Source organism: Rhodococcus sp. SB1D (assembly GCF_048573875.1).
GTDB classification, from domain to species: domain Bacteria; phylum Actinomycetota; class Actinomycetes; order Mycobacteriales; family Mycobacteriaceae; genus Rhodococcus_F; species Rhodococcus_F qingshengii.
The window spans coordinates 154,041-180,268 of the sequence record NZ_JBMAIQ010000010.1 but is presented as its reverse complement, the minus strand read 5'-3'; the positions used below and the strand labels follow the sequence as shown (position 1 = coordinate 180,268).

28 protein-coding genes and 1 pseudogene are annotated in these 26,228 nt (G+C 63.2%); 22 read left to right on the top strand and 7 right to left on the bottom strand.

The features are described 5' to 3' along the window. The 4 genes from ACN50D_RS21985 (at position 1) to ACN50D_RS21970 (ending at position 5,081) form a co-directional block, all read left to right on the top strand. Positions 1-1,557, top strand: a complete 1,557-nt coding sequence (locus ACN50D_RS21985; protein WP_211921148.1) for a pyridoxal phosphate-dependent decarboxylase family protein — start codon at positions 1-3, stop codon at positions 1,555-1,557. Between the two features lie 127 nt (positions 1,558-1,684). After that, positions 1,685-3,016 carry an SAM-dependent methyltransferase gene (locus tag ACN50D_RS21980; protein ID WP_007732273.1) on the top strand — a complete coding sequence of 444 codons (1,332 nt, stop codon included), beginning with the start codon at positions 1,685-1,687 and terminating at the stop codon, positions 3,014-3,016. A 20-nt stretch (positions 3,017-3,036) separates the two neighbouring features. Continuing rightward, entirely contained in the window at positions 3,037-4,356 is a 1,320-nt protein-coding gene (locus ACN50D_RS21975) for a lipase family protein (protein ID WP_211921146.1), read from the top strand. A 53-nt stretch (positions 4,357-4,409) separates the two neighbouring features. Then, entirely contained in the window at positions 4,410-5,081 is a 672-nt protein-coding gene (locus ACN50D_RS21970; RefSeq protein WP_030537075.1) for a DUF1345 domain-containing protein, read from the top strand. Positions 5,082-5,102: 21 nt separating this feature from the next. On the opposite strand, the gene ACN50D_RS21965 is transcribed toward ACN50D_RS21970, so the two are convergent. Next, positions 5,103-5,732: a LysE family transporter gene (locus ACN50D_RS21965; protein ID WP_037130153.1), complete on the bottom strand. Its 630-nt coding sequence runs from the start codon at positions 5,730-5,732 to the stop codon at positions 5,103-5,105. A 110-nt stretch (positions 5,733-5,842) separates the two neighbouring features. Here ACN50D_RS21965 and ACN50D_RS21960 point away from each other — a divergent pair, with 110 nt between their 5' ends. Both ACN50D_RS21960 and ACN50D_RS21955 read left to right on the top strand, forming a co-directional pair. Continuing rightward, entirely contained in the window at positions 5,843-6,499 is a 657-nt protein-coding gene (locus tag ACN50D_RS21960) for a nitroreductase family protein (RefSeq protein ID WP_003942413.1), read from the top strand. Continuing rightward, the gene (locus ACN50D_RS21955) at positions 6,493-7,098 is read left to right on the top strand and encodes a dihydrofolate reductase family protein (protein WP_211921144.1); all 606 of its coding nucleotides are present in this window, start codon (positions 6,493-6,495) and stop codon (positions 7,096-7,098) included. Before ACN50D_RS21960 ends, ACN50D_RS21955 begins: the two co-directional genes overlap by 7 nt. Here ACN50D_RS21955 and ACN50D_RS21950 read toward each other — a convergent pair. After that, positions 7,095-7,898: a sulfite exporter TauE/SafE family protein gene (locus ACN50D_RS21950; protein WP_307850447.1), complete on the bottom strand. Its 804-nt coding sequence runs from the start codon at positions 7,896-7,898 to the stop codon at positions 7,095-7,097. The two genes, ACN50D_RS21955 and ACN50D_RS21950, sit on opposite strands and share 4 nt — an antisense overlap. 92 nt (positions 7,899-7,990) lie before the next feature. Between ACN50D_RS21950 and ACN50D_RS21945 the strand changes: the two are divergent. Next, positions 7,991-8,793 (top strand): annotated as a pseudogene (locus tag ACN50D_RS21945) (AraC family transcriptional regulator). Here ACN50D_RS21945 and ACN50D_RS21940 read toward each other — a convergent pair. The 3 genes from ACN50D_RS21940 to ACN50D_RS21930 all read right to left on the bottom strand — a co-directional run bounded on the left by ACN50D_RS21940 (position 8,771) and on the right by ACN50D_RS21930 (position 13,915). After that, positions 8,771-9,220, bottom strand: coding sequence for a hypothetical protein (locus tag ACN50D_RS21940; protein WP_007732260.1), 450 nt, complete (start codon positions 9,218-9,220; stop codon positions 8,771-8,773). The pseudogene ACN50D_RS21945 and the gene ACN50D_RS21940 overlap by 23 nt on opposite strands. A 46-nt stretch (positions 9,221-9,266) precedes the next feature. Continuing rightward, positions 9,267-10,520, bottom strand: coding sequence for a glycoside hydrolase family 1 protein (locus ACN50D_RS21935; RefSeq protein ID WP_007732259.1), 1,254 nt, complete (start codon positions 10,518-10,520; stop codon positions 9,267-9,269). Between the two features lie 140 nt (positions 10,521-10,660). Further along, positions 10,661-13,915 (bottom strand): arabinosyltransferase domain-containing protein, encoded by a 3,255-nt coding sequence (locus tag ACN50D_RS21930; RefSeq protein WP_064444177.1) that lies wholly within the window; start codon positions 13,913-13,915, stop codon positions 10,661-10,663. 70 nt (positions 13,916-13,985) lie between these two features. Between ACN50D_RS21930 and ACN50D_RS21925 the strand changes: the two genes are divergently transcribed. From ACN50D_RS21925 to hisF, 11 genes are all read left to right on the top strand, one after another. Further along, entirely contained in the window at positions 13,986-14,531 is a 546-nt protein-coding gene (locus ACN50D_RS21925; protein ID WP_211921142.1) for a hypothetical protein, read from the top strand. A gap of 153 nt (positions 14,532-14,684) precedes the next feature. Then, positions 14,685-16,007: a histidinol dehydrogenase gene (gene hisD / locus ACN50D_RS21920; protein WP_037130144.1), complete on the top strand. Its 1,323-nt coding sequence runs from the start codon at positions 14,685-14,687 to the stop codon at positions 16,005-16,007. Continuing rightward, positions 16,004-17,146, top strand: coding sequence for a histidinol-phosphate transaminase (locus ACN50D_RS21915; RefSeq protein WP_042449556.1), 1,143 nt, complete (start codon positions 16,004-16,006; stop codon positions 17,144-17,146). The genes hisD and ACN50D_RS21915 overlap by 4 nt, the downstream gene beginning before the upstream one ends. Beyond that, positions 17,143-17,757: an imidazoleglycerol-phosphate dehydratase HisB gene (hisB, locus tag ACN50D_RS21910; protein WP_003942383.1), complete on the top strand. Its 615-nt coding sequence runs from the start codon at positions 17,143-17,145 to the stop codon at positions 17,755-17,757. The genes ACN50D_RS21915 and hisB overlap by 4 nt, the downstream gene beginning before the upstream one ends. After that, the gene (locus tag ACN50D_RS21905) at positions 17,754-17,903 is read left to right on the top strand and encodes a hypothetical protein (protein ID WP_007732248.1); all 150 of its coding nucleotides are present in this window, start codon (positions 17,754-17,756) and stop codon (positions 17,901-17,903) included. Before hisB ends, ACN50D_RS21905 begins: the two co-directional genes overlap by 4 nt. Before the next feature lie 92 nt (positions 17,904-17,995). Continuing rightward, positions 17,996-19,117 carry an MFS transporter gene (locus tag ACN50D_RS21900; RefSeq protein WP_042449554.1) on the top strand — a complete coding sequence of 374 codons (1,122 nt, stop codon included), beginning with the start codon at positions 17,996-17,998 and terminating at the stop codon, positions 19,115-19,117. A 9-nt stretch (positions 19,118-19,126) separates the two neighbouring features. Further along, on the top strand, positions 19,127-19,762 hold the full coding sequence (gene hisH, locus ACN50D_RS21895) for an imidazole glycerol phosphate synthase subunit HisH (protein ID WP_003942389.1): 636 nt from the start codon (positions 19,127-19,129) through the stop codon (positions 19,760-19,762). Next, positions 19,759-20,010, top strand: coding sequence for a hypothetical protein (locus tag ACN50D_RS21890; RefSeq protein ID WP_050655347.1), 252 nt, complete (start codon positions 19,759-19,761; stop codon positions 20,008-20,010). Before hisH ends, ACN50D_RS21890 begins: the two co-directional genes overlap by 4 nt. Positions 20,011-20,029: 19 nt before the next feature. Next, positions 20,030-20,764, top strand: coding sequence for a bifunctional 1-(5-phosphoribosyl)-5-((5-phosphoribosylamino)methylideneamino)imidazole-4-carboxamide isomerase/phosphoribosylanthranilate isomerase PriA (gene priA, locus ACN50D_RS21885; RefSeq protein ID WP_003942371.1), 735 nt, complete (start codon positions 20,030-20,032; stop codon positions 20,762-20,764). Between the two features lie 9 nt (positions 20,765-20,773). Continuing rightward, a complete protein-coding gene (locus ACN50D_RS21880) occupies positions 20,774-21,607 on the top strand; it encodes an inositol monophosphatase family protein (RefSeq protein WP_003942414.1) in 834 nt (277 codons plus the stop codon). Then, on the top strand, positions 21,604-22,377 hold the full coding sequence (gene hisF / locus ACN50D_RS21875) for an imidazole glycerol phosphate synthase subunit HisF (protein WP_003942380.1): 774 nt from the start codon (positions 21,604-21,606) through the stop codon (positions 22,375-22,377). The genes ACN50D_RS21880 and hisF overlap by 4 nt, the downstream gene beginning before the upstream one ends. On the opposite strand, the gene ACN50D_RS21870 is transcribed toward hisF, so the two are convergent. Then, positions 22,374-22,991, bottom strand: a complete 618-nt coding sequence (locus ACN50D_RS21870) for a TetR/AcrR family transcriptional regulator (protein WP_185744506.1) — start codon at positions 22,989-22,991, stop codon at positions 22,374-22,376. The genes hisF and ACN50D_RS21870 overlap by 4 nt on opposite strands. 120 nt (positions 22,992-23,111) lie before the next feature. Between ACN50D_RS21870 and ACN50D_RS21865 the strand changes: the two genes are divergently transcribed. Then, on the top strand, positions 23,112-24,593 hold the full coding sequence (locus tag ACN50D_RS21865) for a flavin-containing monooxygenase (protein ID WP_058226986.1): 1,482 nt from the start codon (positions 23,112-23,114) through the stop codon (positions 24,591-24,593). A 21-nt stretch (positions 24,594-24,614) separates the two neighbouring features. Here ACN50D_RS21865 and ACN50D_RS21860 read toward each other — a convergent pair whose 3' ends face one another. Then, positions 24,615-25,136, bottom strand: coding sequence for a universal stress protein (locus ACN50D_RS21860; RefSeq protein WP_054187191.1), 522 nt, complete (start codon positions 25,134-25,136; stop codon positions 24,615-24,617). Positions 25,137-25,237: 101 nt separating this feature from the next. Between ACN50D_RS21860 and hisI the strand changes: the two genes are divergently transcribed. The 3 genes from hisI to ACN50D_RS21845 all read left to right on the top strand — a co-directional run bounded on the left by hisI (position 25,238) and on the right by ACN50D_RS21845 (position 26,208). After that, positions 25,238-25,585, top strand: a complete 348-nt coding sequence (gene hisI / locus ACN50D_RS21855) for a phosphoribosyl-AMP cyclohydrolase (RefSeq protein ID WP_003942390.1) — start codon at positions 25,238-25,240, stop codon at positions 25,583-25,585. A gap of 6 nt (positions 25,586-25,591) precedes the next feature. Next, complete coding sequence (locus ACN50D_RS21850) at positions 25,592-25,885, top strand: DUF1905 domain-containing protein (protein WP_042449548.1); 294 nt, start codon at positions 25,592-25,594, stop codon at positions 25,883-25,885. Positions 25,886-25,947: 62 nt separating this feature from the next. Next, positions 25,948-26,208, top strand: coding sequence for a hypothetical protein (locus ACN50D_RS21845; RefSeq protein ID WP_223304508.1), 261 nt, complete (start codon positions 25,948-25,950; stop codon positions 26,206-26,208). Positions 26,209-26,228: the final 20 nt, after the last annotated feature.

Sequence of the window (26,228 nt, the reverse complement as noted above, 5' to 3'; positions counted from 1 at the left end):
ATGAGTTCCACTCGGGCCGAGGAACTTCAGGGCAAGATCGTCGAGAGCGCAAACCTCAAGAAGAGGGCGGCCGACATCTTGAGTCGGTTGCGTTCGCTTCGCGAGCAGGACGCTCCGACGCACGGAGGCCGGGTTCTGTCGTACGTGTACGACAGCGGCCTCGCAGCGCTCGACGAGTTGGCAACGGACGCAGCTCGATTGGTTCAGCCGGTCAACGGTCTCGACCCGACGGTGTTCCCGTCCACCGCGGTGATGGAGCGTGAGTTGGTTGCGTTCGCACGCGAGTTCCTCCATGGAGCTTCAGACCCAGCCGCAGATACAGACGCCGGAGGCGTAGTCGTCGGCAATGTCACCAGCGGCGGAACGGAGAGTTGTGTGTTGGCCGTCAAGGCAGCTCGCGACTTCCGTGGGCTCCCGCCGGGTGAGGGTTCGCTGGTTCTTCCGACCACCGCGCATGCCGCTTTCCACAAGGCAGCTCACCTGCTCGGACTGGAACTGATCCTGGTACCAGTAGATCCCACGTCGGGGCGCGTCGGCGCACAAGATATTGCGACGGCAGTTCGGAAAGACACGGTCTTGATCGTCGTCTCCGCGCCCAGCTACCCGTTCGCGGCGCTCGACCCGATCGCCGATGTCGCGGAAGTTGCTCGTGCACATTCGATTCCACTGCATGTCGACGCCTGCATCGGTGGGCTTGCGTTGCCGTGGTGGGGTGATCTGCCACCCTGGGATTTCCGGGTGCCCGGGGTCACCAGCATGTCCGTCGACTTCCACAAGTACGGATACTCGCCCAAAGGCGTTTCGGTCCTGCTGCACCGAGGGCGAGATCTGCATCGCAAGCAGTATTTCGGACTCACGGACTGGCCGGGGTACCCGGTGGTCAATCCCACGCTTCTCGGTTCCAAATCCGTTGCTGCTCTTGCCGGTGCTTGGGCGATTTCGCAAGTCCTCGGGCAATCCGGGTACGCCGAATTGGTGTCCCGGGCGCAGCGGGCCACTCGTGCACTGATCGGCACGGTCGAGGCAATCGAGGGTCTTCGCGTCGTGGGCTCGCCGGTGGGACCACTGTTCGCGGTCGCTACCGACGATTCCGTGCCGCTCGAACGGCGAGTGGATCCGCATCGCTGGGTGAGCGCTGTCGGTGCTCGCGGCTTCGTCCTTCAAGGGCAGCCGGCATCGACGCAACCTGACGGGACGACGTTGCCTCGAACAACCCACCTCACCGTGACCCCGGTGACGGAATCTGTGCTCGGCGAGTTGACCAGCGCACTCGTCCTCGGTGCCGACGACGTTCGCGGCTCGGCGGCAGCCGAGGCGCCGCCGGCCCTGGCAGAGTTGGCCGGAGCATTCGAACGTGGCGATGTCACCGTCGCCGATGTTCTTGCGTTGCCCAGTGACGCCGTCGCGGCAGCGTTGACGTCGGCGGGGCTGGATCCTCGGGGCTCTTCCGATTCTCCCTTGGACATGGCGGCCGTCCTCGCGGCAGTGGAATCGCTGCCACGTGAGGTCACGAAGAGACTGCTGGTGGAATTCCTCGCCGGAATGGTGGAACCCTGAACTCGGCGATGAATACCGAAACCGCGATGAACACTGTCCAAAACTCGGACAAATGGCGCGAAAGATTCGCGAATCGGGCGTAAGTTTTCTGTCATCGGCTAACCATCTTTTGTCGGAGGGTTGATCAGTGACTGGTGCCGCGGCCAAGATTTTGACGGTGTTCGAGGAAGTGATCGGGGTTCCGCTTCCGGTTCGCGTGCGATGTTGGGACGGTTCGGAGGCAGGGCCACCGGACGCCGCTGCGCAGGTTCACTTCCGGAATCGGCGTGCCCTACGGCGGGTCCTCTACTCTCCCAACGAATTAGGGCTGGCGAGGGCGTACGTTTCCGGCGATCTGGACGTAGACGGCGACATCTTCGCGCTCCTCGACGTCCCGGAACTGGTCACGCGGCTCGGTGAGAATCGTTTGTCGACGTTGCCGCTGCGCTCGATTGTTCGCGCCGCCGGTACTTTCGCCGGCTTGGGAGCGGTGGGTCCACCACCGTCACCCCCGGCGATCGAGATGCGTAGTAAGCGAGGCAAGCGGCACAGTAGATCACGCGATTCGGCGACTGTCTCCCATCACTACGACGTCGGGAATCGCTTCTACGAACTGTTCCTCGGGCCGAGCATGGTTTATTCGTGCGGATACTGGCCGGAAGGTGTCGAATCCCTCGAAGCTGCTCAGTACGCGAAGCTGGACTTGATTTGCCGCAAGCTCGATCTGAAGCCGGGAATGCGACTGCTCGACGTCGGCTGCGGTTGGGGATCGATGGCATTACACGCCGCCCAGAACTACGGCGTCGACGTCGTCGGAGTCTCGCTGAGCAACGAGCAGGTCGAATACGCCAAGGGGCGAGTTGCCGACGCGGGTTTGACCGATCGCATCGAGATTCGGGTGCAGGACTACCGCGACGTCGACGACGGCCCTTACGACGCGATTTCGAGCATCGGCATGTCCGAGCACGTGGGCCTGGTCAATTTGCCGGTGTACACGGCAAAACTCTACGACCTGCTCGTGCCGCGGGGTCGTCTGCTCAATCATGCCATCGCCGCGGTGAAGTCGTTGTCGGACAACGTCGATGACGGTCCCAGCTTCATCGACAGGTACATCTTCCCGGACGGTGAGATCCTTCCGTTGAGTAAAACCATTGATGCGCTGGAACTTTCGGGTTTCGAGACGCGTGACAGCGAAGCGTTGCGCGAGCATTACGCACTGACACTGCGCGCATGGGTGCAGAACCTCCGCGAGAACTGGGACGCATCGGTCTTACAGGTCGGTGCTCCCCGGGTGCGTACCTGGTTGCTGTATCTCGCTGCCAGTGCCCTGGGTTTCGAGGAGCCGCACAGGCTTACGATTCATCAGGTTCTGGCCGTGAAACCAGGGGATCGGGGGGCCAGCGGCATGGCCCGCTCGCGTGACAGTTGGTATCGATCGATTGAAGTCCCGCAGATCGAAACCGGTCCGCGCGTCGACTGAGGCCTATACGTTGGATTTCCATGAGCACCCGGAAGGTTGTCCTCGCGGCACTGAAGGTTTCGGCCGTTGCGGTATCGGCGCTGTTGCCGACCTCGCTGCTGTTCACACCGATGTCGAACGCCGAACCCGTGAACGATTTCTACGACGCGATTCCGGGCGACGTCGGTGATCCGGGTTCGGTGATTCGGACGGAACCGCTGGCTCTGGCCGGTGCCGTCGGCGGAGTGCCTGGTGTGGGGACCCGGATCCTGTATTCGAGTACCGACACCCACGGATCCAAGGTTGCTGTGTCGGGCTCGTACCTGGAGCCGGCTGCCCCGTGGTCAGGAGCGGGCCCCCGCCCGACGGTGGTGATCGGTCCGGGTACGCAGGGCCAAGGTGATCAGTGCGCGCCGTCGAGGATGTTTCCCACTGCCGGTCAGCTCCGCCTGGCGGAACCCGGGAATCCGTCGAACTACGGTGCCGGTGTGGACAGTGTCGGTGTCAACTACGAGTCAGCTTTTGCTTTCGCTTTCCTCACCCAGGGCGTTCGTGTATTCGTCACCGACTACATCGGACTCGGAACACCCGGCGTCCATACCTACGTCAATCGCGCCGAGGAAGCCCATGCGATGTTGGACGGTGCACGCGCTGCCCGAGCCCTCGCGCAGGCAGGAGAGGACGATCCGATAGCGCTGTGGGGCCACTCGCAGGGCGGCGGCGCCACTGCCGCTGCAACCGAACTGGCACCCGAATACGCGCCTGAGTTGAATCTGGTCGGGAGTTACGCGAGCGCGCCCCCGGCAGACCTGGCAAGCGTTCTGCGTCATATCGACGGTACCGGCCTGATGGCCGCGATCGGCTACACGATCAACGGCGTCCTCGACCGCTATCCCGCCGCCCTAGAGCCGATCGAATCTCGACTCAACGACTACGGCCGGTCCGTGCTCGCCGACGTCGCCGGGCAATGCCTCATCGATTCCCGAACCAAGTACGGGAAGCAGTCGACGGCGTCGTGGACCACAGACGGACGACCACTCGCCGACGTGGTGGAATCGGTACCGGAGATCCAACAGGTGATCGAGGAACAACGCATCGGGCGGCGAACCCCGGCCTCGCCGATTCTGGTCAACGGAGCGCTCAACGACGATTTCATCCCGTACGAGCAAACCCAGCGCCTGGTTCAGGACTGGTGCGCGCGCGGGGCCGAGGCGACGTTGTTCACCGACACCCTGCCTGCGGTGAATCCGGGGAGCGGCAACAACCACCTCGCGCCGGCCGTAGCGGATTTCGGCGTCGGATTGCAGTACGTGCTGGACAGATTCAACGGCAAGCCGATAGTCGGTGCGTGCAACGCCTGAGTCGCCGTGTCACGTAACCACCGTCTCACTTCTAACAGTGGTTGACTGAGCCCGTGAACGATCGACCGCACGACCTTCCGATCAACCCGGTTCCACGGAGCGCCCTGGGTGCCGGGCCGGCGCTGAGAGTGTCGACGGGTCTGCTGCTCGGTGTGGCCGCCGGTGTCGTCACGGCGTTGGTCGGCTATCCCCGATTCGCGTTTCTGATCGGCTGGGATGTGGCGGCGATGGTGTTCACGGTGTGGACGTGGATTCTGGTCTGGCCCTTCGATGCGACGCTCACCGCAAGCCACGCAACGCGCGAAGAGCCGGCCCGAAACGTCGCGCACCTGCTGATTCTCGGTGCCGCCGTCGCGAGCCTGGTCGGTATCGCGTTCCTGCTCCTGGCGGCACCCGACGGACATCACTACCAAGTAGTGGCGGCATCGGTTGCAGTCGGCAGCGTCGTGATCTCGTGGCTGGCGGTCCACACGCTCTTCGCCCTCGGATATGCACGGCTGTACTACTCCGGCCCCGACGGCGGAATCGATTTCAATCAGGAAGAACCGCCGAGGTACAGCGATTTCGCCTACGTGGCGTACACGGTCGGGATGAGCTTCGCGATTTCCGACACCAACTTGAAGTCGTCGGACATGCGCGCGATGGCACTCGGCCACGCATTGCTGTCGTACCTGTTCGGTTCGGTGATCGTGGCGTCCGTCGTCAACTTGATTGCGGGCCTGTGATCTCTCGAGCCGTGTGACCGATCAAGCCGCTGCACGCCCGATGCTCGAGAGGAAGCCGGCGGCTCCGAAGAACAGACCGGCGAACACTCGATTGGTGGTTCGCTGCTGTTTGGGGGAGCGCATCAAGGTGAGCACCCGAGCGGCCAGGCCGGTGTATCCGGTCATCACGATCACGTCGACTGCGCACATCGTGGCGGCGATGATCAGATACTGCGGCAGCAGCGGCGCCGACGGGTCCAGGAACTGCGGGAGCACTGCGAGCATGAAAACGACGGCCTTCGGATTGCTCGCGTTCACGAGAAATCCGCGAAGCATCATCATCGGACCGGAGCTGCTCGCGGCTGCCTCGTCGGTCTCCACCTCGGTGGGCGCCGATCGCCACTGCCTGATCCCCAGGTAGACGAGGTATGCGACACCGAACCACTTGATCAAGGAAAAGGCCACGGTCGAACTGGCGAGAATTGCACCGACCCCCGCCGCGACAATTCCGATCTGCAGCAACAATCCCAACTGCAGCCCGAAGATGTTCCAGTATCCGCGTCGCAAGCCGTAGGCAAGTCCCGACGACATCGACGCAATGGCGCCGGCCCCCGGCGACAGGCTGATCACCCAACTTGCTCCGAAGAACGCCAACCAGACGTGCCAACTCATGTCGAAAGTCCTTTGATCGGGAAATACTCCCGACAACGAGCACGCACGGGATCAGAAAAGTGTAGACGGACAGTCCTGCTCACTGCTCGCGACAGTGCAATGATCGGGGGATGACGTCGTATCCCGTACTCGACCTGACACCCGACGAATTGCTGACCACAACGCGGACCGTTCGAAAGCGTCTGGATCTGACCCGTCCCGTGCCGTTGGACCTGGTGAAGGAATGCCTCCAGATCGCCCTGCAAGCGCCCTCCGGTTCGAATCGCCAGGGCTGGCAGTGGATGGTGGTGACCGATCCGGCACTGCGTGCAGCAGTCGGGCAGATCTACAAGGAAGTCACCGACGAGTACCTTGCCTCTCACGGTTCGGCGGCAAAACTCTTCGCCGATGATCCCGATCGCGCGCCGATTCAACAACGCGTGGGCACCAGCGTCGCGTGGCTCGGTGAGCACATGGGTGAGGTGCCGGTCCTTCTCATTCCGTGTATCAAGGCGGGCAAGACGCTGCCGGAGGGGAACCAAGCCGGCCTGTGGGGTTCGCTACTCCCGGCTGCGTGGAGTTACGCGCTGGCCGCGCGGGCACGTGGGCTCGGTACGGCGTGGACGACATTGCATTTGCAGCGTGAAGCGGAAGTTGCCGAGCTGCTGGGCATTCCGGCCGGATTCCATCAGGCTGCGCTCATCCCGACGGCGTACTTCACCGGCGAGACGTTCAAACCCGCCGCCCGTGAACCGGTCGACAACGTGCTGCACGTGGACCGATGGTGAGCCTGATCTACTCGGCGATCTGCTCGATCGACGGGTATGTGGCCGATGAGCAGGGGAACTTCGACTGGGCGGTTCCCGACGCGCAGGTCCACGCGTTCGTCAACGAGCTCGAGAGGGGAGTCGGCACGTACCTGCTCGGGCGCCGGATGTACGAGACGATGATTCCCTGGGAAACAATGGCGTCCGAGGATCTCGAGCGTTCTTCGGTGGCAGGAGGACCTTTGGCTCCGGACGAGTTTGCCGGTATCGAGGCGGCGACCGCCGAGTTCGCTCAGATCTGGCGTGGAATCGACAAGATCGTGTACTCCACGACGCTGAACGAGGTGTCGACCGCACGTACCAGGATTGTCCCGAGCTTCGATGAAGACTTCATCCGTTTGCTCGAGAGTGAAGCGGTACAAGATATCTCGATCGGTGGACCGACGGTTGCGGTTAGTGCTTTCGCGGCGGTTTTGGTCGATGAAGTCAGACTGTTCCTGTGTCCGGTCAATATCGGTGGCGGATTGCGAGCTCTCCCGGAAAGCCGGCTTGATCTGCAACTGCTCGAGGAGAAAACCTTCGACGGCGGCGTCATCTATCTGCGATACGCCGTTCGCTAAGCAATCACCATCACTGCCGTGACGACGCCGAGTAGAGCGATGTAGGCGGCGGCATGGACTCGGTCCGGTATGGCACCGACGATTCGTCGGCTCAGCGCGATCGCCGGTAGGGAACCGGCGAGTAGTGCACAGACGGCCAGAAGGTCGACAGCGCCGACTCTGCCCGCCGACAGATCCGAGGCTGAACTGTGCCCTGATGAGACCGCATACACCGCAGTCGCGACGACGGCGACAGGCAAGCTCAACGGGTTGGCGCTCGCGGCGGCGTCGGCCATCGGAACTCCGCGGTGTCGCATCATCGGAACCGTCATGACGCTCCCGCCGACTCCGAGGAAACTTGCGACGGCACCGATGCCTATCCCGACAGCGCGGACGCCGTGACGGTCAAGATGTTCGCGAGGTTCAGATGGTGTCAGAAACCCTTGTCGCAGAAGACTGTCCAGGATTGTCACCAGCAGGTAGAGCACAAACAGAATCCGGACGACGCCGTCGTCTACGTGGCCCGCCGCAACCGCTCCGAGCCCGGCTCCGAGTGCGACGGGACCGATCAGAGGTCTGATGTACTCCGTCCGAAGCCGTCCTGACTTCCTGAATGCGACTGTGGCACCGAGTGAATTGACCACCATCACGGCCGCCGAGGATGCTACGGCGACATGCATCGGATCGATGACGTCCGGCCGCAGCGTCGATGCAGCGTAAACGACTGGGACAGTGACGAACCCGCCACCGAATCCGAAAAGAACGGTGGTGACTCCGGTCAAGGCGCCGAAAGCGAGCAGGATGAGGGAGTAGTGAAGCACTTGATGAACGTTAGCGATTTCTCCGTTGGCGCACATTCGAAGGTTCGCCACGTTCCATTGTGAATCGGACACAGACTCGGTAGGTTCCTCCGGTGCGCAACATCTCGATCAACGACGTCGATCACTCGCCCGCGGTGTTCTCGCAATCGGAACCGACTACCCACCCGGTCACGTGCTGGCCGCCCACGAACATCGACGAGCCCAGTTTCTCTTCGCTGTGAACGGTGCGATGAACGTCGAAACCGATGACGGTGAGTGGACGGTTCTGCCGTCCAATGCGGTCATGATTCCCGCCGGTGTCGCTCATGCCGTGACAATGGACGGCGTCAGCACGCGAAGCCTCTACATCGAACCGTCCGCAGCGCCGTGGTTCCCGGTCAGGTGCCGAGTCGTCGCAGTATCGTCGCTCCTGCGTGAGTTACTTGTCGCTGCAGTCGACATGGATGTCGAGCTGAATGTGGAGGACGACTTACCCGCACACGGACGCAGCGCCGCGGTATTTCAGCTGATCCTGCACGAACTTCGCGATCTTGCGCCCCTACCTGTGGAACTCCCGCTGCCTCGGCACCCGGGATTGCGGGCGTTGTGCGCGCAGTATCTCGCAGCCCCGTCGATCCATGACTCGCCCACGCGGTGGGCTGACCGACTCCACGTCAGTGAACGGACACTGCACCGCTTGCTGATCTCGGAAACGGGGATGAGCGCGTCGTCGTGGATGCAGCGTGCCTGCATTCTTCACGCGCTTCCGAAACTTTCTGCCGGGGCCAGTGTGACGGCCGTTGCGTCTGAACTCGGATACTCGACGCCGGCTGCCTTCGCGGCGATGTGCACCCGAGTCTCGGGTGCACCGCCCAGTAGCTATCGGGCGCGCGTCACGACACAGACACAGGGATGATGTCGGCGACGACGTCGTGGATGAGACCGTCACGGACTTCGAAGGTTTCACGAATCTCCACGGTCATGAGGCGAGTGCCGCCGATTCCCGCGTCCAGCAGGTAGGTGGTCGAGACGATGTCCCCGGCCTCCGACATCTCGAGGTCTCGGACGCCCTGGATAACGCGGTATTGGATGCCGTTTTCGAGGTCGGCGGACATCTGTGGTCCGGAGAACCCCGTCTTGAGTCCGGCTTCGACGCGGGTCGCATCCGGGGCGAAATGAACATCGGAGACGTCATGGGAGACGAGGGCGTCGATGTAGGCGCGTGCTTGCGCCTCGCGGGGTGAATCGGCCGGGTTCGGGGCTGCCGTCGCAGCGCCTCCGGCAACCAGGATCAGGACAGCGGTGGCAGCGGCAGTTCCGGCGATATTTCGCAGTGTTCGCATGGGACATCCTAACGACGAGGAGTGGAGGAAATTCGGAAAACGGCCCTCATCGAGTAGCCGTACAGCTGCGGGGAGGATCGACGAGCGAGCAGAAGGCCGGGGCCATGACGGGCACGTAGTCGGCTCCGACGCCGTTGTCGTGGATGATTCGGCGGTAGGCGGCGACGCCGTCGGTCGGGATTCGGGCCGCAGTGGGATCGCCGAGAACATCGACCGTGTAGAGGCCGAATCGAGGTCGGTACGAACCCCATTCGTAGTTGTCGGTGATGGACCAGTAGTTGTAGCCGATCACGTCGGCACCGTCTTCTCGGGCGCGTTCCATCCAATAGATGTGATCGCGTAAGTGATTCGCGCGTGTGTATCCGTCGGCGCGCGGCGCTCCGTTGTCGGTGGGCATGCCGTTCTCGACGATGTAGAGGGGGAGTTCCGGATACTTGCCCGAGTACCGCATCAATGCGTCGTACAGGCCTTCGGGCTGCGGCGTGACGTTGTAGAACTCGTCGAGTGCGGCGTACGCGGCAGTCGGATTGTTCAGGGCCACACCGTAGTAGTAGTCGATGCCGAGAAAGTCGAGCTTGTCGCGCACTCGATCCGTGAATACCGAATCGATCGCCTCGGACACGCCGGGAATGAAGGAGAAATTACTGCTTACGCGGGCACCGGGATCGAGAACATGGATGCGGTCGTAGATCGCCCGGTGGACTCGGACCAATGAGTCGAACATCGACGGCGCCTGGGTGAGTGCGATTCCGCCGTAGGTCAATTCGCGCTGAACGTACACAGTCGGCTCGTTGATCGTGATCCAGAGCGCCCCGATTCCGGAGTACCGCTCGACTACCTTCTCTGCGTTGACCAGCCAATCGGCTTCCGTCTTCGGATTTGTCCAGCCGCCTTGATCGACAACCCATCCCGGATACACCCAGTGGTCGAGTGTGATCATCGGAGTCATGCCCCGCGCGCGGATGTGAGCTACCACGTCGTCGTAGTAGGCGAATTCGGTCTCGTTCCAGCTCCCGGCGGCGGGCTGAACTCGCGCCCACTCGACGCCGAATCGGAAAACCTTCGATCCCAGATCGGCCGCCCGGTCGATGTCCTCGGCGTAGCGATGACGGAAGTCGACCGAGTCACCGATCTTGTCGTGGGTTCGTCCGGAATCGGAGTATCGAGACCAGTTGCTGTCCGGCGACGAACCTTCCGATTGGAACCCGGAGGTGGCAACGCCCCAGAGGAAGTCATCCGGTACCTCAGCCGAGGCGTGAGCGGGAAGGGCCAGCACCCCGAACAGGCACGTCAGTGCCATCAGCGCAGGCGCAATAGACCGTGACAGGGCTCCCATGCCTGGGAGACTAAGTCATACAAGTGTCCAGTCGCAGGCGTTTCGTCCGATCCGCCCGCGGCAGGACCGTGTCACTCAGTGACCCAGCCGCTCAGAAATTCCGCTCAGAAAACCATGGTCATCGATCCCGGGTTCCACGTCCCGGAGCGCTGAACGGTCGTTTCGTCGACCTGGGCAGGTACTGCACTCGGATCGATCGGTGTGTACTTCTCGATCGAACCCCAGTCGCGAGCCCAGTCGTTGTCGAGATACGACGGAATGGTCTGAGCGGTCAGGAGCAGATCGATCCACCCCAACGGTCCACCACCGTAGTGGTCCTGCCAGGCACTGGTCACGAGCGCGCCGGAATGGTCGGGAAGGATCCGATACTCGGGGACCTCGGCGACACCGACCCGATGATCGAAGGGGCGTTGGCATGGGAATGCCAGTCCGACAGCCCAATCCAGCATGACGGGCGCCTGTGAACCGACGACGTCGTTGAGCTTCTGGGTCTTCGGAACCCGCGGCGGGGTGACGGCCACCCATTGGTCGGGCTTGCTGTCGTAGTCGCTGACGACCAGTCGAATGCTGTTGGCTTCGACGGGAATCTGATCCAACGGCACACGCAGGTTCCGCCATGACGGCGCCGGGCCGATGTCGAGGGGCGCGATCTTTCCGAGTGTTTCGACAGCGTCTGTTTCGGCATCGTCGACGCCACGCGCTGTGCCGTACTCGACCTCGACGTTCTGGCCGTAGGTGACGATTCCGTCCTTGTCGACGGACCGAACACGACCAGCCGCGGCAATCGAGATGATGTCGCCACGTGTGGCGTTCTCGCCCACGTCGGGGAGTTGGTACCAGTCACTGGTCAGAGTGCCGGGGGAGGGCTGACCGTAACTACCCATGACGGGTGTTGTCGCCGGGTCGAGACCGAACGGCAACGCGACCGAACTGCCGTTGACTCCGGTCTGTCCGGCGCCACCGCCGGTTCCGGCCGAGTTGCCGGCGGTGTCCTCGGAGGTGTCGACGGTGTTCGCGCCGCCGGTAGCCGTGGCTTCCTTGTCTGCTCGAAGGTCGGAGGCGACGCCATTCGGATCGAATCCCGTAGCCCCACCGGCGGACAGTCCTGTGGCGACGCTGCCCGAGAGGGGCGTCAGCATCGAGGCGTTCGGATCGGTCTCGAGCAGAACGTCGTTGGCGAGACCGCAATGTTGGCCGAGAACGGCGTCGACGTTTGCACGGCCCACCGAATAGGCCGGGTACTGGGTGACCGCGCCCTTGGCCATGGACAGCACCTCGAAGAGGACCATGGCACCTGCGGCAACCGTCAGTGGCGAGATGGCAAGCAGTCGAGCGTGCTTCGCGGACGGTTCCTTCCCCGCGGTGTACGGCTCACGGAAGAAGTACCACGCGGCGACGCCGAGCATCAGCACCGTCAGCCCGAGGAGGACGGTGCTCGCGCCGAGTCCGCTGATGGACACAGGCTTGTCCCACCACGGAACGCTGTAGCTGGACACGTAGTAGTAGCTGTTGCTGCCGGTGAATGCCACCGCGAGGAGGAACAGGACGGCCGCCGCGAAGAGGGCCCGATTGCGCGGCGAGCGCAGGAGTTTTGTTCCCACGGCGACGGCCGTCATCATCGCCAGAACGGCGGTGAGTCCGGCAAAGATTCCGAAGTGGTGCGTCCACTTGGTCGGCGAGAACATCAGCAGTGGCAGTGCGCCGATCGTCAGCCCCACGACGCGGCGTGACGGGCCGGCGGCCAAACCGGGAATCCGGCCCCCTTTGCGCAGCATCATCGCGGTGCAGACGCCAAGGCACAGAACCATGACGAACACACCGAATCTGCGAGTCAGGGAACCGTCGACGGAGATGTTGAAGAGGTACTGATAGCGGAGGTACTCGTCGAACCAGGGCTGATTCGGTGAGATCGAGTGGACGCGTTGCATCTCGATGACGGCGGCCAGACTTTGATCGCCGAACGCGGGGATGAGAATCGAGAGTCCGGCAGCTAGCAGTGGCCCGACAGCCGCGACGTAACCGGTGGTGCGCGCACGTTCGATGATGATGCGCATGATCGGGCGTATTCCGGCGATGAGTGCGGCAAAGCAGATGAGGCCGGAAGGGCCGGCAGTCAAGGTGAATCCGGCGATCAGGATCGCGACTGCGACCGGCAGAAGTCGTCTCGTCGCGACGGCGCGTTCGATCGAGCACCAGGTCAGCAGCACGCCGAGGGCAACGATCGGTTCGGGGCGCAGTCCGTTGTTGAACGGAAGCCAGAATGCGAGGAAGACAAGCGCGCCGGTCCAGAGGGCGAGTCGATTTCCGCGAATGGCGGCGCCCAGCCGAGGCGCAACCTCCCGGCTGATGACGAGCCAGGTGATGATGCCTGCCAACAGAGCAGGCAGACGGACCCAGGGGCTTGCGGTGCTGACGTGGGCCAGGAGTCCGAGGATGTTGTAATACGGCGTTCCGAACGGGGTTTCGGGGACCGCGAACCACCGGAAGTAGTTGGACATGTAGCCCGATTGCTCGGAGGCTCTTGCCATCGTGAACTGGTAGCCGTCGTCGGTGGTGGTAGCGCCGATGAAGTGCCACAGCACCAGCGTTCCGACGACGACGCCGTCGAGGACGGTGAACTTCCACCATCGGGCGGGCAGAAATTTGCGTGTGCCCCGGCCGTCGCGGTTGTCGAGGCGGTGCAGCGCGAAGAGGGACACGACAGCCGTGAGTGCCCCGAGAATCATGGCGAGAGTCTTGATCACCGACGGGCTCGACGTGAAGCGAGAGTCCGCCTCGATCGAGACGTTCAAACCGGCTGCCGCCGAATCGAGGTCGCTGAAGACGCCGACTACCTGTGGCCGGCTGTCGCCCTCGATGACGCGCGGTTCGGAACCGGTGGCACTGAAGGTGGTTCGGGTCGGCTCGGCGGCGAGCGTGAGTGCGCATCCACTCGGCAGATCAGCGACGGGTGTCGAGAGCAACACTCGATCGCGTAGGACAACGTCGACCCGAGCGGGAGCGTCGGAGGATTCGGGGGAGACAGTGGCAACAAATCCGTAGCGGCGCGCATCGGGGGCACCCGGAGGTGCAGTCGAGACGAGTGTTCCGCCGGTGGCGGCCAACTCGCTGATCGACGCGCACGGAATCGATGCCTCCATGCGCAACGGTGTGTACGAGACCAATGGCGCCTCGACGCTTGTCGTCGACCCGGCCTGCGGCCAGTTGACGACGGCGGTGTCCTGCTCGATCGGCAGGAACGGCACTGATCCGCACAAAACTATGCCGAGGATCGATGCGACAATCGCAACGATCCGTGCTCGGGTCGGTCCGCTGGATCGCTGAGGGGTCGGCAAGGCCGGAGGTGCGGTCGTGGCCACGTCACTGTCTGTCACGACTTTGGACCCTAGCTGTGCGTGACGTGTTTGTTATAAAAGCGCGAGTAATGGGATGGTCGTGTTCCCGGTGTCATTCCTCGGGGTGGGGTTGTCGGCGATCGAGGCGGGGGGTGCTGTGCGCGAATTTCACGAGTCCATTCCCCTGAGCCCACTACTGCGGCGTTCGGCGGTCGCATTGTGCGTCGTCCTCGGAATTGTCCTGGTAATTGTCTGCGGGTTCGCGGCAATCGTGGATCGCGACTCGGCGGGCTACGTCGGCGCCGTGTTGTCCGCGGTCCTGTCCTTCGGGTTGGCCGCGTACATGTGGAAGGTGCGCGTGATCATCACCACAGACGTCGAACGAGTGTCGATCGCGCTGTCTCCGGGGCTGCGTCAGGTATTTAGGTGGGACGAAGTTGTGTCTGCCACTGCAGTACATATCGGGATGGGCTCCGGAATCGGTTATCGAATGACCGGCCCAGGTATGCGGGTAATTCTCGCATCTCCCGGCGACGGGGTCCGCTTTCGTCTGCATGACGGCCGTGAAATCTCGGTGGCAACACCTCGAAGGGACGAGCTGATCGAACTCGCCCGGCGGCGGGCGCCGGGCCTGCAGTGAGCGTTGCAGGTGGACCGGTGAAAAACGGGGTGCGCCTATCCTGGATAATTGACATCAGTTCTGTGTTTCAGGCGCTCTGTTCAGGGCCTGTGATGCCGGACCGGTTTGCTGCCGCTTGCACAGGCACCCCGTTTGCGTACGAGAGGAACTCTCATGCTTGCCCGCACCGACCTGCGTGGTCGTACCCCATCCACGGCCGAACTCCGCGCCGCGCTTCCCCGAGGTGGAGTGGATGTGGACGCGGTACTGCATCAGGTTCGCCCGATGGTCGAAGCCGTCCGTGATCGCGGGGCAGAAGCCGCCCTCGAATTCGGCGAGAAGTTCGACGGCGTTCGTCCGGCTTCGGTTCGTGTACCAGCAGCCGAGCTCGAGCGCGCACTTCGTGAACTCGACCCCGCAGTCAAGGAAGCCCTCGAGGTTGCGATCGAGCGCACCCGCACGGTGCACGCCGATCAGCGTCGCAAGGACACCGTCACCGAGGTCGTTCCGGGTGGAACGGTCACCGAGCGTTGGGTTCCGGTCGAGCGCGTCGGGCTGTACGTGCCCGGCGGCAATGCCGTGTACCCGTCCAGCGTTGTCATGAACGTCGTGCCGGCTCAGACGGCCGGCGTCGGATCACTTGTTGTCGCCTCGCCGCCCCAAGCCGACTTCGGCGGATTGCCGCACCCGACCATCCTTGCCGCAGCAGCCATGCTCGGCGTCGACGAGGTGTGGGCCGTCGGCGGCGGGCAGGGCGTCGCCCTCCTTACCTACGGCGGAACCGACACCGATGGAACCGAGCTTGTCCCGGTCGACCTCATCACCGGTCCCGGCAACATCTACGTCACTGCCGCCAAGCGTCTGTGCCGCGGACTGGTCGGCATCGACGCGGAAGCCGGTCCCACCGAGATCGCGATCCTCGCCGACCACACCGCTGACCCGGTCCACGTTGCCGCCGATCTCATCAGCCAGGCCGAGCACGACGTGATGGCCGCCAGCGTTCTTGTCACGACCAGCGTCGACTTGGCCGACGCGGTCGACAAGGCTCTGGCTGCGCAGCTCGAGATCACCAAGCATCGCGAGCGCGTCACCACGGCACTGACCGGTAGCCAGTCGGGCACGGTGCTCGTTTCTGATGTTTCCGCTGGTCTGCGCGTCGTCAATGCGTATGCGGCAGAGCACCTCGAGATCCAGACCGAGGATGCAACCGGGGTGGCAGCTCAGGTCACCAGCGCTGGTGCCGTGTTCGTCGGCCCGTGGGCGCCGGTCAGTCTCGGCGACTACTGCGCCGGCTCCAACCACGTTCTGCCGACGGCCGGGTGTGCACGCCACTCCTCCGGTCTGAGTGTGCAGACGTTCCTTCGTGGAATCCACGTGATCGACTACTCCGAGTCTGCACTGAAAGACGTTGCCGGACACGTCATCACGCTGGCCAATGCGGAGGACCTGCCGGCTCACGGCGAGGCTGTGCGTCTGCGATTCGAGGCTCTGCGATGAGTAGTGCTCCTGGAGAGTCGATTTCGGTCGACGCCCTGCCGATTCGCGAGAACCTGCGTGGAAAGTCGGCGTACGGCGCACCGCAGTTGACGGTTCCGGTTCAGCTCAACACGAACGAGAACCCGCATCCGCCGACCCAGGCGCTCATCGACGATGTGGCCGAATCCGTGCGCGAAGCCGCGAAGGAACTGCACCGCTACCCCGACCGTGACGCTGTGGCGTTGCGGACGGATCTGGCGGCGTACCTGGCGAAGCAGACAGGTGTACCGGTCACCGTCGACAATCTGTGGGCGGCAAACGGATCGAACGAGATTCTGCAGCAACTTCTTCAGGCGTTCGCAGGTCCGGGACGTAGCGCGATGGGTTTTGTGCCTTCGTACTCGATGCACCCGATCATCGCCGACGGTACCGATACCGAGTGGGTCGAGGTCTTCCGTCGGGACGACTTCGCACTCGACGTGGATGCTGCCGTCACCGTGATTGCGGAACGCCGACCCGACGTCGTGTTCGTGACCAGCCCCAACAACCCGACCGGACACAGCGTCGGCATTGCGGAACTGCGACGCATCCTCGACGTGGCGCCGGGCATCGTGATCGTCGACGAGGCGTACGCGGAGTTCTCCGCTGCCCCCAGCGCGATGACGCTGATCGACGAGTTCCCGGCCAAGCTGGTTGTGACCCGCACCATGAGCAAGGCTTTCGCGTTTGCCGGTGGCCGACTCGGCTACCTCGCCGCCGCTCCCGCGTTCATCGACGCACTGTTGTTGGTGCGCTTGCCCTATCACCTCTCGGTGGTCACGCAAGCGGCGGCACGTGCCGCCCTGCGTCACGCCGACGAGACCCTCGGCAGTGTCCACGCCTTGTCCGCCGAGCGTGATCGGGTGTCGAAGGCGCTGGCGGACACCGGTTTCCGAGTGATTCCCAGTGACGCGAACTTCATCTTGTTCGGACAGTTCACCGACAGTGCACAGGCGTGGAAGGAATACCTCGACCGCGGGGTTCTCATCCGCGACATCGGCATCCCCGGATATCTGCGGGCCACCGTGGGACTCGAAGCCGAGAACGACGCGTTCATCAAGGCCAGTGACGAAATCGCAGGCACCCAGCTGGTCGACACGAATTCAGGAGAGACGGCATGAGCGATCGCATCGCGCGGATCGAACGAACAACTCGGGAATCAAGCATCGTCGTCGAACTGAATCTGGACGGGACCGGCATCGTCGACGTCTCCACCGGCGTTCCGTTCTTCGACCACATGCTCAACGCGTTGGGTACTCACGCCAGCTTCGATCTCGACGTCAAGGCGAAGGGCGACGTCGAGATCGACGCTCACCACACCGTCGAGGACACCGCGATCGTTTTCGGCCAGGCACTCGGCCAGGCTCTCGGCGACAAGAAGGGCATCCGTCGTTTCGGTGACGCCTTCATCCCGATGGACGAAACGCTGGCGCACGCGTCGGTCGACGTCTCCGGTCGCCCGTACTGCGTGCACACCGGTGAGCCCGACTACATGGTGCATTCCGTCATCGGCGGGTACCCGGGCGTTCCGTATCACGCGGTGATCAACCGCCACGTGTTCGAGTCGATCGCATTGAATGCACGTATCGCACTGCACGTTCGGGTTCTGTACGGCCGCGATCAGCACCACATCACCGAGGCGGAGTACAAGGCCGTTGCGCGAGCTCTGCGTGAGGCGGTCGAGCCGGATCCGCGCGTGAGCGGCGTGCCGTCGACGAAGGGCACACTGTGAGCGTCCTCTTCACCTACTTGCTGTTCATCGGCGCGGGTATTGCCGTGGGCGGCGCCTACTCGATGTTCAAGGTCAACAAGCTTGCGTCGGGAATCCTTCTGGCGTTGGCGGTTCTGGCGGCGGTAGCGGGCGCACTGCGTCTGTGACGCGAAAAGTGACTGTGTCTGAGACGCGAAAAGTGACTGTATCTGAGACGCAAGATCCTGCTCCATCGCCGGGGTTGCTTCGCACACCGGGCATGATCGGTGTCCTGATCATGGCGGCAGCAGCTTTCGGTGGCTGGTCGTTGCTGTTGCCGGTGGTGCCGTTGCTGGTTGCGCAGTCCGGCGGATCGGATGCGCTTGCCGGATCGGTGACCGGTGTCTTCATGGCGGCCACGGTCTTGACGCAACTGCTCGTGCCTCGGTTGTTGCGGACGCAGGGCTACCGGCGCGTGCTGGCGGTCGGGTGTCTGCTCCTCGGCCCACCGTCGTTGGTGCTGTTGATCTCGGCCGACGCCGGCCCTGTCCTGGCGGTTTCCGCGGTGCGTGGCATCGGTTTCGGCATGCTGACGGTGGCCGGCAGTGCACTGGTGGCGGAGTTGGCGCCCAAACGAATTCTGGGCCGTGCCACCGGTGCTCAGGGAATCGCGATCGCAGCGTCACAAATGGCGGGGCTTCCGCTGGGGCTTGCGATCATGGAACGGTGGTCGGCGACACCGGTGTTCGTCCTCGGTGCGCTGATCCCGGCGCTCGCGCTGGTGGCCATTGCCGGGTTGCCGAAGATCTTCGCCCAGCCGACCGGGGAATCCGTTCGACTGAGTGTGTTCGCCGTCTTGGTTCCGGTGCTCGCTCTGGCGTGTGTGTCCGCCTCGTTCGGCGGATTGTCGTCTCTACTGCCGATCGCAATCTCGGAGCGCGCGGCCGTTGCAGGTGTGGTGTTGGCGACCGCCAGTGGATCGATGTTGATCGGCCGGTACTCGGCGGGCCTGATCGCCGATCGTCTCGGCAGTGGTCGGACACTCGCGCCGGCATTGGCGTCGTCGACCATCGGATTGGTGCTGTTCGCGATCAACGTCGACGGCGGGTCGACGCCGGTCTTGTTCTGCGCGGCGGTCCTTTTCGGGCTGGGGTTCGGGGCGGTACAGAACGAGTCCTTGGTCATGGCGTTTCAGGCTGCCGGCCCGAGGCAACTCGGATCCGCCAGCGCGATCTGGAACATCGGCTACGACGCCGGCACCGGAATCGGTGCACTGGCGTTGGGATTCGTGGCCACGACTGCCGGCTATGCGTGGGTCTTCGCGGTCTCCGCGGTCGTTGTCGCTCTGCTCCCGGCACTGGCCGCGGGCGGCAAAGTGATCGGCAGCAGGGTTGCCCGATAGAGTTGGGGCATGAGCGCTTCCACGATTGCTGTACTCGATTACGGCTCCGGCAACCTGCATTCGGCTACTCGCGCACTGGCGCGCACCGGGGCGCAGGTGGAGGTGACCAACGACATGAAGGTTGCACTGGCGGCCGACGGTCTCGTGGTGCCCGGCGTCGGCGCGTTCGCGGCCTGCATGGAAGGTCTGCGTGCAGTGCAGGGTGACCGAATCATCGGCAGACGCCTGGCCGGTGGCCGACCGGTGCTGGGCATCTGCGTCGGCATGCAGATTTTGTTCGACCGGGGAGTCGAATTCGGTGTCGAGGCGGAGGGCTGTGGCGAATGGCCCGGCACCGTGGAGAGGCTGCAAGCAGAGGTCCTGCCGCACATGGGCTGGAACACCGTGGAGGCTCCGGAGTCCAGCACCCTGTTCAAGGGCATAGACGCCGATACCCGCTTCTACTTCGTCCACTCCTACGGTGTGCAGAGTTGGGAGCTCGCGCCGTCCGAGCACATTGCACCCCCGAAGCTGACATGGGCCGATCACGGCGGAAAGTTCCTCGCTGCCGTCGAGAACGGTGCGTTGTCGGCAACGCAGTTCCACCCCGAGAAATCCGGTGACGCAGGCGCCGAGCTGCTGAGCAACTGGGTGCAGAGTTTGTGACCGGGGGATCCGGACCGAACCGCGGTGACGATTTCTCCCTCGCCCGTCTGGCGTTGTTCTCGCTCGGCGCCGCTGTGGCTGCGCTGGCGGTCGCAACTGTCGTCATCGTTGTTCTCAAACCATCGCCGGGCGTCGGCCTCGTGATCGGTCTCGTGGGGGTCGCCGCTGCGATTGCGGCAATGGGCGTCGTATCCAAGCGGATGACCCGAAAAGCGTTCGGTGACCCGGAAGACGGTTCGAGGTCCTGACCTACTAGGGTTACCGCACGTGAGCCTGGTCCTTTTGCCTGCTGTAGATGTCGTCAACGGTGAAGCTGTTCGCCTCGTGCAAGGAGAGGCGGGAAGTGAGACCGGTTACGGGTCGCCCCGCGACGCTGCTCTTGCGTGGCAGAACGACGGTGCCGAATGGGTGCATCTTGTCGACCTCGACGCTGCTTTCGGGCGTGGGTCCAACAGTGAACTGTTGGCCGGCGTCATCGGCGACCTGACGGTCAAGGTGGAACTGTCCGGTGGAATCCGCGACGACGCTTCCCTGGAAGCCGCACTGGCCACCGGCTGTGCTCGCGTGAATCTCGGTACTGCCGCTATCGAGGATCCCGAGTGGTGTGCGCGTGCATTGGCCAAGTACGGCGACAAGATCGCTGTCGGCCTCGATGTTCGTCTCGTCGACGGTCAGTACCGCACCCGTGGTCGCGGCTGGGTCACCGACGGCGGCGATCTGTGGGAGACCCTCGCGCGTCTGGACCGTGACGGCTGCACTCGTTACGTCGTCACCGACGTCTCCAAGGACGGCACACTCACCGGTCCCAATCTCGAACTTCTCAGCCAGGTCTGCGCGGTCACCGACGCGCACGTCGTCGCCTCCGGTGGTGTGTCGACCATCGAGGATCTACTCGCCATTTCCAGCCTGGTTGATCAGGGTGTCGAGGGCGCGATCGTGGGCAAGGCATTGTATGCCGGTCGCTTCACTCTCCCCGAAGCACTGGCAGCAGTTTCCGGATAGATTTTCCAGATGACTCCGACGCGTGACCTCGACGAACTTCTCGCGATTGCGGGTCGGCTTCTCGACGGCGTCCACGATCAGTTCGTCTCCGGTGTCGGCGCCCCGAGTGCGGTCCGCAAGGGCTGGGGTGATTTTGCCACCGAGGTCGATCTTGCGCTCGAGAAGCGGTTGACCGCGGAGTTGTTCGAGCAGACCGGCATCGAGGTGCACGGCGAGGAATTCGGCGGTCCCGACGTCGGTTCCGGGCTCGTCTGGGTTCTCGACCCCGTTGACGGTACTTTCAACTACTCGGCCGGATTGCCCACTGCCGGAACGTTGTTGGCGCTTCTCGACGACGGTGTCCCGGTGCTCGGATTGACCTGGCTTCCATTGATCGGTCACACGTACGCGACTCGCGCCGGCGGTCCGTTGTTGGTCAATGGAATCGCCGTACCGCCGCTGGAGCCAACCGATCTGGCGTCGTCGATCGTCGGCTTGGGTGCGCTCAACGTCAACAGTCGAGGGCGGATCCCCGGCAGTTTCCGTCTCGACCTCCTCGCCGAGATCAGCAAGGTGTCCTCGCGGATCCGGATACACGGTTCAACCGGAGTCGATCTGGCCTTCACCGCGGCCGGCATCCTGGGCGGTGCGATCGTCTACGGCCGCAACGCGTGGGACAACGCGGCCGGGGTCGCGCTCGTTCGCGGTGCGGGCGGGGTGGTCACCGACCTGGCCGGCCGCCCGTGGACCGTAGAATCGGAGTCGGTGCTCGCTGCCGCTCCGGGCATCCACGGTGAGATTCTCGATATCCTCAACGCGCTCGGTGATCCGCGCGCTTCGTCCTCAGGAGGACCACAGTCATGACCCTCGCAGTTCGTGTGATTCCGTGCCTCGACGTCGACGCCGGGCGAGTGGTCAAGGGTGTCAATTTCGAGAATCTTCGCGACGCCGGAGATCCGGTGGAACTCGCGGCAGCGTACGACGCTCAGGGCGCCGACGAACTGACCTTCCTGGACGTGACCGCCTCCACGTCGGATCGCGGCACGATGCTCGACGTCGTAAGTCGCACTGCCGAGCAGGTTTTCATTCCTCTGACCGTCGGCGGTGGAGTGCGCACGGTCGCGGATGTCGATCGTCTGCTGCGTGCCGGTGCCGACAAGGTCAGCGTGAACACCGCGGCGATTGCGCGCCCGGAACTGCTGAAGGAACTGAGTGAGCGTTTCGGCTCGCAGTGCATCGTCCTCTCGGTCGATGCCCGCACCGTTCCCCAGGGGCAGCCGGACACACCGTCGGGGTGGGAGGTCACGACGCACGGGGGCAAGCGCGGCACCGGGATCGACGCTGTCGAGTGGGCCGAGCGTGGTGCAGAGTTGGGAGTGGGGGAGATCCTGCTCAACTCGATGGATGCCGACGGCACCAAAGCGGGCTTCGACCTTCTGATGATCCGCGCTGTCCGGGCGGCAGTCCACGTACCGGTGATCGCCAGTGGCGGTGCCGGCCTGGTCGAGCACTTTGCCCCTGCAGTCGAAGCGGGCGCAGACGCAGTTCTCGCAGCAAGTGTCTTCCACTTCGGCGATCTGAGCATCCCGGAGGTCAAGGATGCGATGCGTGCCGAGGGAATCGTCGTTCGCTAGGCGTTCTCGGCGCGGATTCCGTCGAACATGAGGCGGCTGATGGCTTGGTTCAACGCCGTGCAGTCGACGGACGAACCGGCTCGCAATCCTTGAATCGCACTTGCCAGCATCATGCCGTTGACGGCCTGCGCAGTGTTGTCGACGTCGAGGTCGGCGCGTAGATAGCCGCATTCGACTCCGTGATGCAGGTACGCCGCGGTCAAGGATGCCGACTGGTCGAGTAGATCGAGCATCCGGCCAGTGAGATCGGCGTCGACGCCTGTCGTCTCGAAGAGCAGAACCCGCGGAATGCGCGGGTCGTCGAAGAAGATGCGGGGGAGCGCTTCGGCGATGCGACCGACCTGGGCGCGGTACTCGTCCAATGTATTTGCTGCGTCAGGGGCATTTTCGACGGCGAGTGCGCTGATGATCTTTGCGATCAGATCGTCGATGACGTGGTCGATGATGTCGCGCTTGTTCTCGAAGTACCGGTAGAAGGTCCCGTGACCGATTCCGAGAGTTGTTGCGATATCGGCAATTCCGGTCGCGTGGTAGCCGCGTTCCGCGAAGCACTCGAATGATGCGTCGATGATCTCGCGGCGCAATTCCGCCTTTTTTCGTTCCGCTCTGGTCATGGCCTTCGTCACATCAGGAATGATACCGTTCTCAATAACGGAATGACGTGTCAGTTTCTGATGTGCAGTTTTTCTGATGTGCAGTTTTTCTGATGTGCAGTTCACGAGAGGGATTCTCCGATGGCAGTGCAGTACGACGCAGTTGTGGTGGGGGCGGGCTTCGGCGGAATGGGTGCGGCCATTCAACTCAAGCGGCTGGGCCTGAACAACCTGGCGATCCTCGAGCGCGAGGACGATCTGGGTGGAACCTGGCACGTCAACCGCTATCCCGGTCTGGCTGTCGACATCGCGTCGGTCACCTACTCGTATTCGTTCGAGCCCAATCCGAACTGGTCCAGGCTTTTCGCACCGGGCGCGGAACTGAAGAAGTACGCCGATCACGTCGCGGACAAGTACGATCTGCGGAAGCACATGACGTTCGGTGCCGTGGTCAACGGAGCCCGCTGGGACGAGGATTCCTCGCACTGGGTCGTATCCGTCGAAGGCGCGCCGGACATCACTGCCAAGTACCTCCTGACTGCGACGGGTTTCCTCTCGCAACCGCATCGGCCCGACATCTCCGGTATCGACGACTTCGCCGGCAAGATCATCCACACCACGGCCTGGGACGATTCCTACGATCTGTCCGGCACCAAGACCGCAATCATCGGAACCGGCGCCACCGCTGTGCAGTTGATCCCCGAGGTGGCGCGGCAGGCCGCAGAGTTGACCGTCTACCAACGCACCCCGATCTGGGTGGTTCCCAAGATCGACGTCTCCATTCCGAATGCAGTGCAGAAGCTGTTCTCGCGTATTCCGCTCACCCAGCGAATCGCCCGCGCTGTCAGTTCGTCGATCCTAGAAATGATCATGGTCAGCGCGGTCCTTCACTACAAGCAGGTCAAACTGTTGAACAAGGGTGCGGCGGCCGCATCACGTGCGTTTCTGCGGTCCCAGGTCAGCGACGCCAGCCTTCGCAAACAACTCACACCGGACTACGACTTCGGGTGCAAGCGTCCCACATTTTCCAACAACTACTTCCGTACGTTCACCAAGGACAACGTGCATCTCGAAACGACGCCGATCGACCACATCGCTGCCGACGGAATCGTCACCGCCGACGGTCGCAAGACCGAGATCGACACCTTGGTGCTGGCAACGGGATTCAACCTCTGGGATGTGAACTTTCCAGCCATCGAGGTTATCGGTCGCGAGGGACGAAACCTCGGTAAGTGGTGGCGCGACAACCGTTTCCAGGCCTACGAAGGGGTCGCGGTTCCGTATTTCCCCAACTTCCTCACGCTCGCCAGTCCGTACTCGTACAGCGGGTTGTCCTACTTCACGACGATCGAATCCCAGATGCAGCACATGGATCGACTGTTCGGCGAGGTGAAACGGCGCGGCGCGGAAACATTCGAGGTCACCGAAACTGCCAACGCCGAGTTCCTCGACCGGATGACCGAGAACCTGGCGGACTCCGTCTTCTACGGCGGTAGTTGCCAGACTGCACGAAGCTATTACTTCAATCAGCACGGCGAGGCTGCGATTCTGCGGCCCACGTCTACACGGAATGCGTTCGTCGAAGCGAAACGCTTTCCGCTCGAGGACTATTCGATCATCTAGGCGGGCTTGTCCCGCGTTCGGCTATCTTGCCGAGCTGACTCCGGTCGGAACCGATATCACGGGATAACGGTTCTGCCGGTTCAGTCGGGAAGTGACCGAGATGTGCATCAGTCGGCTCACCGCGGAGGCAGCGCCTTTTCGCGGAGATCCGATCACGATGGTAAATGCGTCGTATTTGTCCGCGGTTGCGAGAATGACACCGGCCGGGTCTCCATAGGTGCAGTCGTACGTCCAGGTGTCGGCGTGCGAGGCAAGTGCCGAGGTTGTCTGCTCGCGTTGCGACACCATCTCGTCGTGCAGACGCGTTTCGAATTCTGGTGAGTCGGTTTCGACAGGTAGGTCCTCTGACGTGATGCAGTGAACGACGTGGAGGGCTGAATCCTCCTTGGCGGCAAGCGTCAGTGCGTAGCTGAGTACATTCTTGCTGGTAGCACCTGGGCCGATGCCGAGAACGACGTGGCGGGTTCGGACGCGATCGGTACTCGGGTTCGCGAGATGGCAGATGTACTCCGGGTGCGGACCGTCATGATGCTGATGGTTCATGTCGGATCTTCTTCCAGAGCGAGAAGCGAAGGAACTTCCATTCTAGGGCGGCCGTGCAGGGGAATTCCACGGAAGTCACAGGTGGAAGGTATAAACGTCATATGAGTCTTGATCCCGCAATCGCGGCGAAGCTGAAGCGAAACGACGCCGGACTGTTCAGCGCGGTTGCGCAGGAGAAGTCGACCGGTGATGTGCTGATGGTCGCGTGGATGGACGACGAAGCGCTCGCGCGAACACTGGAAACCCGTAAGGGGACGTACTATTCGCGCTCGCGGCAGCAGTACTGGGTCAAGGGTGAGACGTCGGGGCACACCCAGTACGTCCACGAGGTGCGACTCGACTGTGACGGCGATTCCGTCTTGCTGATCGTCGATCAGGAGGGCGCCGCGTGCCACACCGGCACTCACACGTGTTTCGACACCGACGTCCTGCTCGCTGCTGAGCAGTGACGCGAGATGGCCACTGACAAGACTCCACAACCGCTCGATTACTCGTTCACCGCTCCCATCGAGAAAGACGGTGCGTTCGCAACGTTCTTGACCGTGCCCGGCTCGGCGGAACTTCTGGGAACCAGACGCGCTGTGAAGGTGCTCGGAACCCTCGATGGTGAGCATCCCTTCGAGGCGACGCTGATGCCGTCCGGTGACGGTCCACACTGGCTTCCGCTGCGCGTGGCGCTGTGCAAGGCGATCGGCAAGAGCGCCGCTGGAGAAGAGGTAGCGGTACATCTACAGCAGCGCCTGAGCTGAAGTTTTCCCGAACCAAGGAGCGCCGTCGTGCAATTCTGTTCGACTTCGCACACGCCGCGGACGTGGAGCCGGATCGGTGGGCCGAGTACGGTCCAGGTGCCGTCGGCGTCGGGTGGGACATGGGACTGCTCGGGCTGGCTCGACACGTGGAACTGGGGATCGCGACGCCACTCGAGACACCCGAGTGGTCGGCGAGCGACGAGGCCAAGGCATTCATCGCGGGAAGCAGTGAACTGTGGGCCGAAGCTGCGATCGCATCGGGCGACGACCCGGATGCGGCTGCAGCCGCCGCGGCTCGCACGACCGCTGCATACACCGGGTAGATCACCTCTACGAGGACTAA

Coding starts and splice junctions, on each gene's coding strand:
- ACN50D_RS21985 (WP_211921148.1), top strand. CDS start 1: ATGAGTTCCACTCGGGCCGAGGAACTTCAGGGCAAGATCGTCGAGAGC.
- ACN50D_RS21975 (WP_211921146.1), top strand. CDS start 3,037: ATGAGCACCCGGAAGGTTGTCCTCGCGGCACTGAAGGTTTCGGCCGTT.
- ACN50D_RS21965 (WP_037130153.1), bottom strand. CDS start 5,732: ATGAGTTGGCACGTCTGGTTGGCGTTCTTCGGAGCAAGTTGGGTGATC.
- ACN50D_RS21960 (WP_003942413.1), top strand. CDS start 5,843: ATGACGTCGTATCCCGTACTCGACCTGACACCCGACGAATTGCTGACC.
- ACN50D_RS21955 (WP_211921144.1), top strand. CDS start 6,493: ATGGTGAGCCTGATCTACTCGGCGATCTGCTCGATCGACGGGTATGTG.
- ACN50D_RS21940 (WP_007732260.1), bottom strand. CDS start 9,220: ATGCGAACACTGCGAAATATCGCCGGAACTGCCGCTGCCACCGCTGTC.
- ACN50D_RS21935 (WP_007732259.1), bottom strand. CDS start 10,520: ATGGCACTGACGTGCCTGTTCGGGGTGCTGGCCCTTCCCGCTCACGCC.
- ACN50D_RS21925 (WP_211921142.1), top strand. CDS start 13,986: ATGGTCGTGTTCCCGGTGTCATTCCTCGGGGTGGGGTTGTCGGCGATC.
- hisD (WP_037130144.1), top strand. CDS start 14,685: ATGCTTGCCCGCACCGACCTGCGTGGTCGTACCCCATCCACGGCCGAA.
- ACN50D_RS21915 (WP_042449556.1), top strand. CDS start 16,004: ATGAGTAGTGCTCCTGGAGAGTCGATTTCGGTCGACGCCCTGCCGATT.
- hisB (WP_003942383.1), top strand. CDS start 17,143: ATGAGCGATCGCATCGCGCGGATCGAACGAACAACTCGGGAATCAAGC.
- ACN50D_RS21900 (WP_042449554.1), top strand. CDS start 17,996: ATGATCGGTGTCCTGATCATGGCGGCAGCAGCTTTCGGTGGCTGGTCG.
- hisH (WP_003942389.1), top strand. CDS start 19,127: ATGAGCGCTTCCACGATTGCTGTACTCGATTACGGCTCCGGCAACCTG.
- ACN50D_RS21880 (WP_003942414.1), top strand. CDS start 20,774: ATGACTCCGACGCGTGACCTCGACGAACTTCTCGCGATTGCGGGTCGG.
- hisF (WP_003942380.1), top strand. CDS start 21,604: ATGACCCTCGCAGTTCGTGTGATTCCGTGCCTCGACGTCGACGCCGGG.
- ACN50D_RS21870 (WP_185744506.1), bottom strand. CDS start 22,991: ATGACCAGAGCGGAACGAAAAAAGGCGGAATTGCGCCGCGAGATCATC.
- ACN50D_RS21865 (WP_058226986.1), top strand. CDS start 23,112: ATGGCAGTGCAGTACGACGCAGTTGTGGTGGGGGCGGGCTTCGGCGGA.
- ACN50D_RS21860 (WP_054187191.1), bottom strand. CDS start 25,136: ATGAACCATCAGCATCATGACGGTCCGCACCCGGAGTACATCTGCCAT.
- hisI (WP_003942390.1), top strand. CDS start 25,238: ATGAGTCTTGATCCCGCAATCGCGGCGAAGCTGAAGCGAAACGACGCC.
- ACN50D_RS21850 (WP_042449548.1), top strand. CDS start 25,592: ATGGCCACTGACAAGACTCCACAACCGCTCGATTACTCGTTCACCGCT.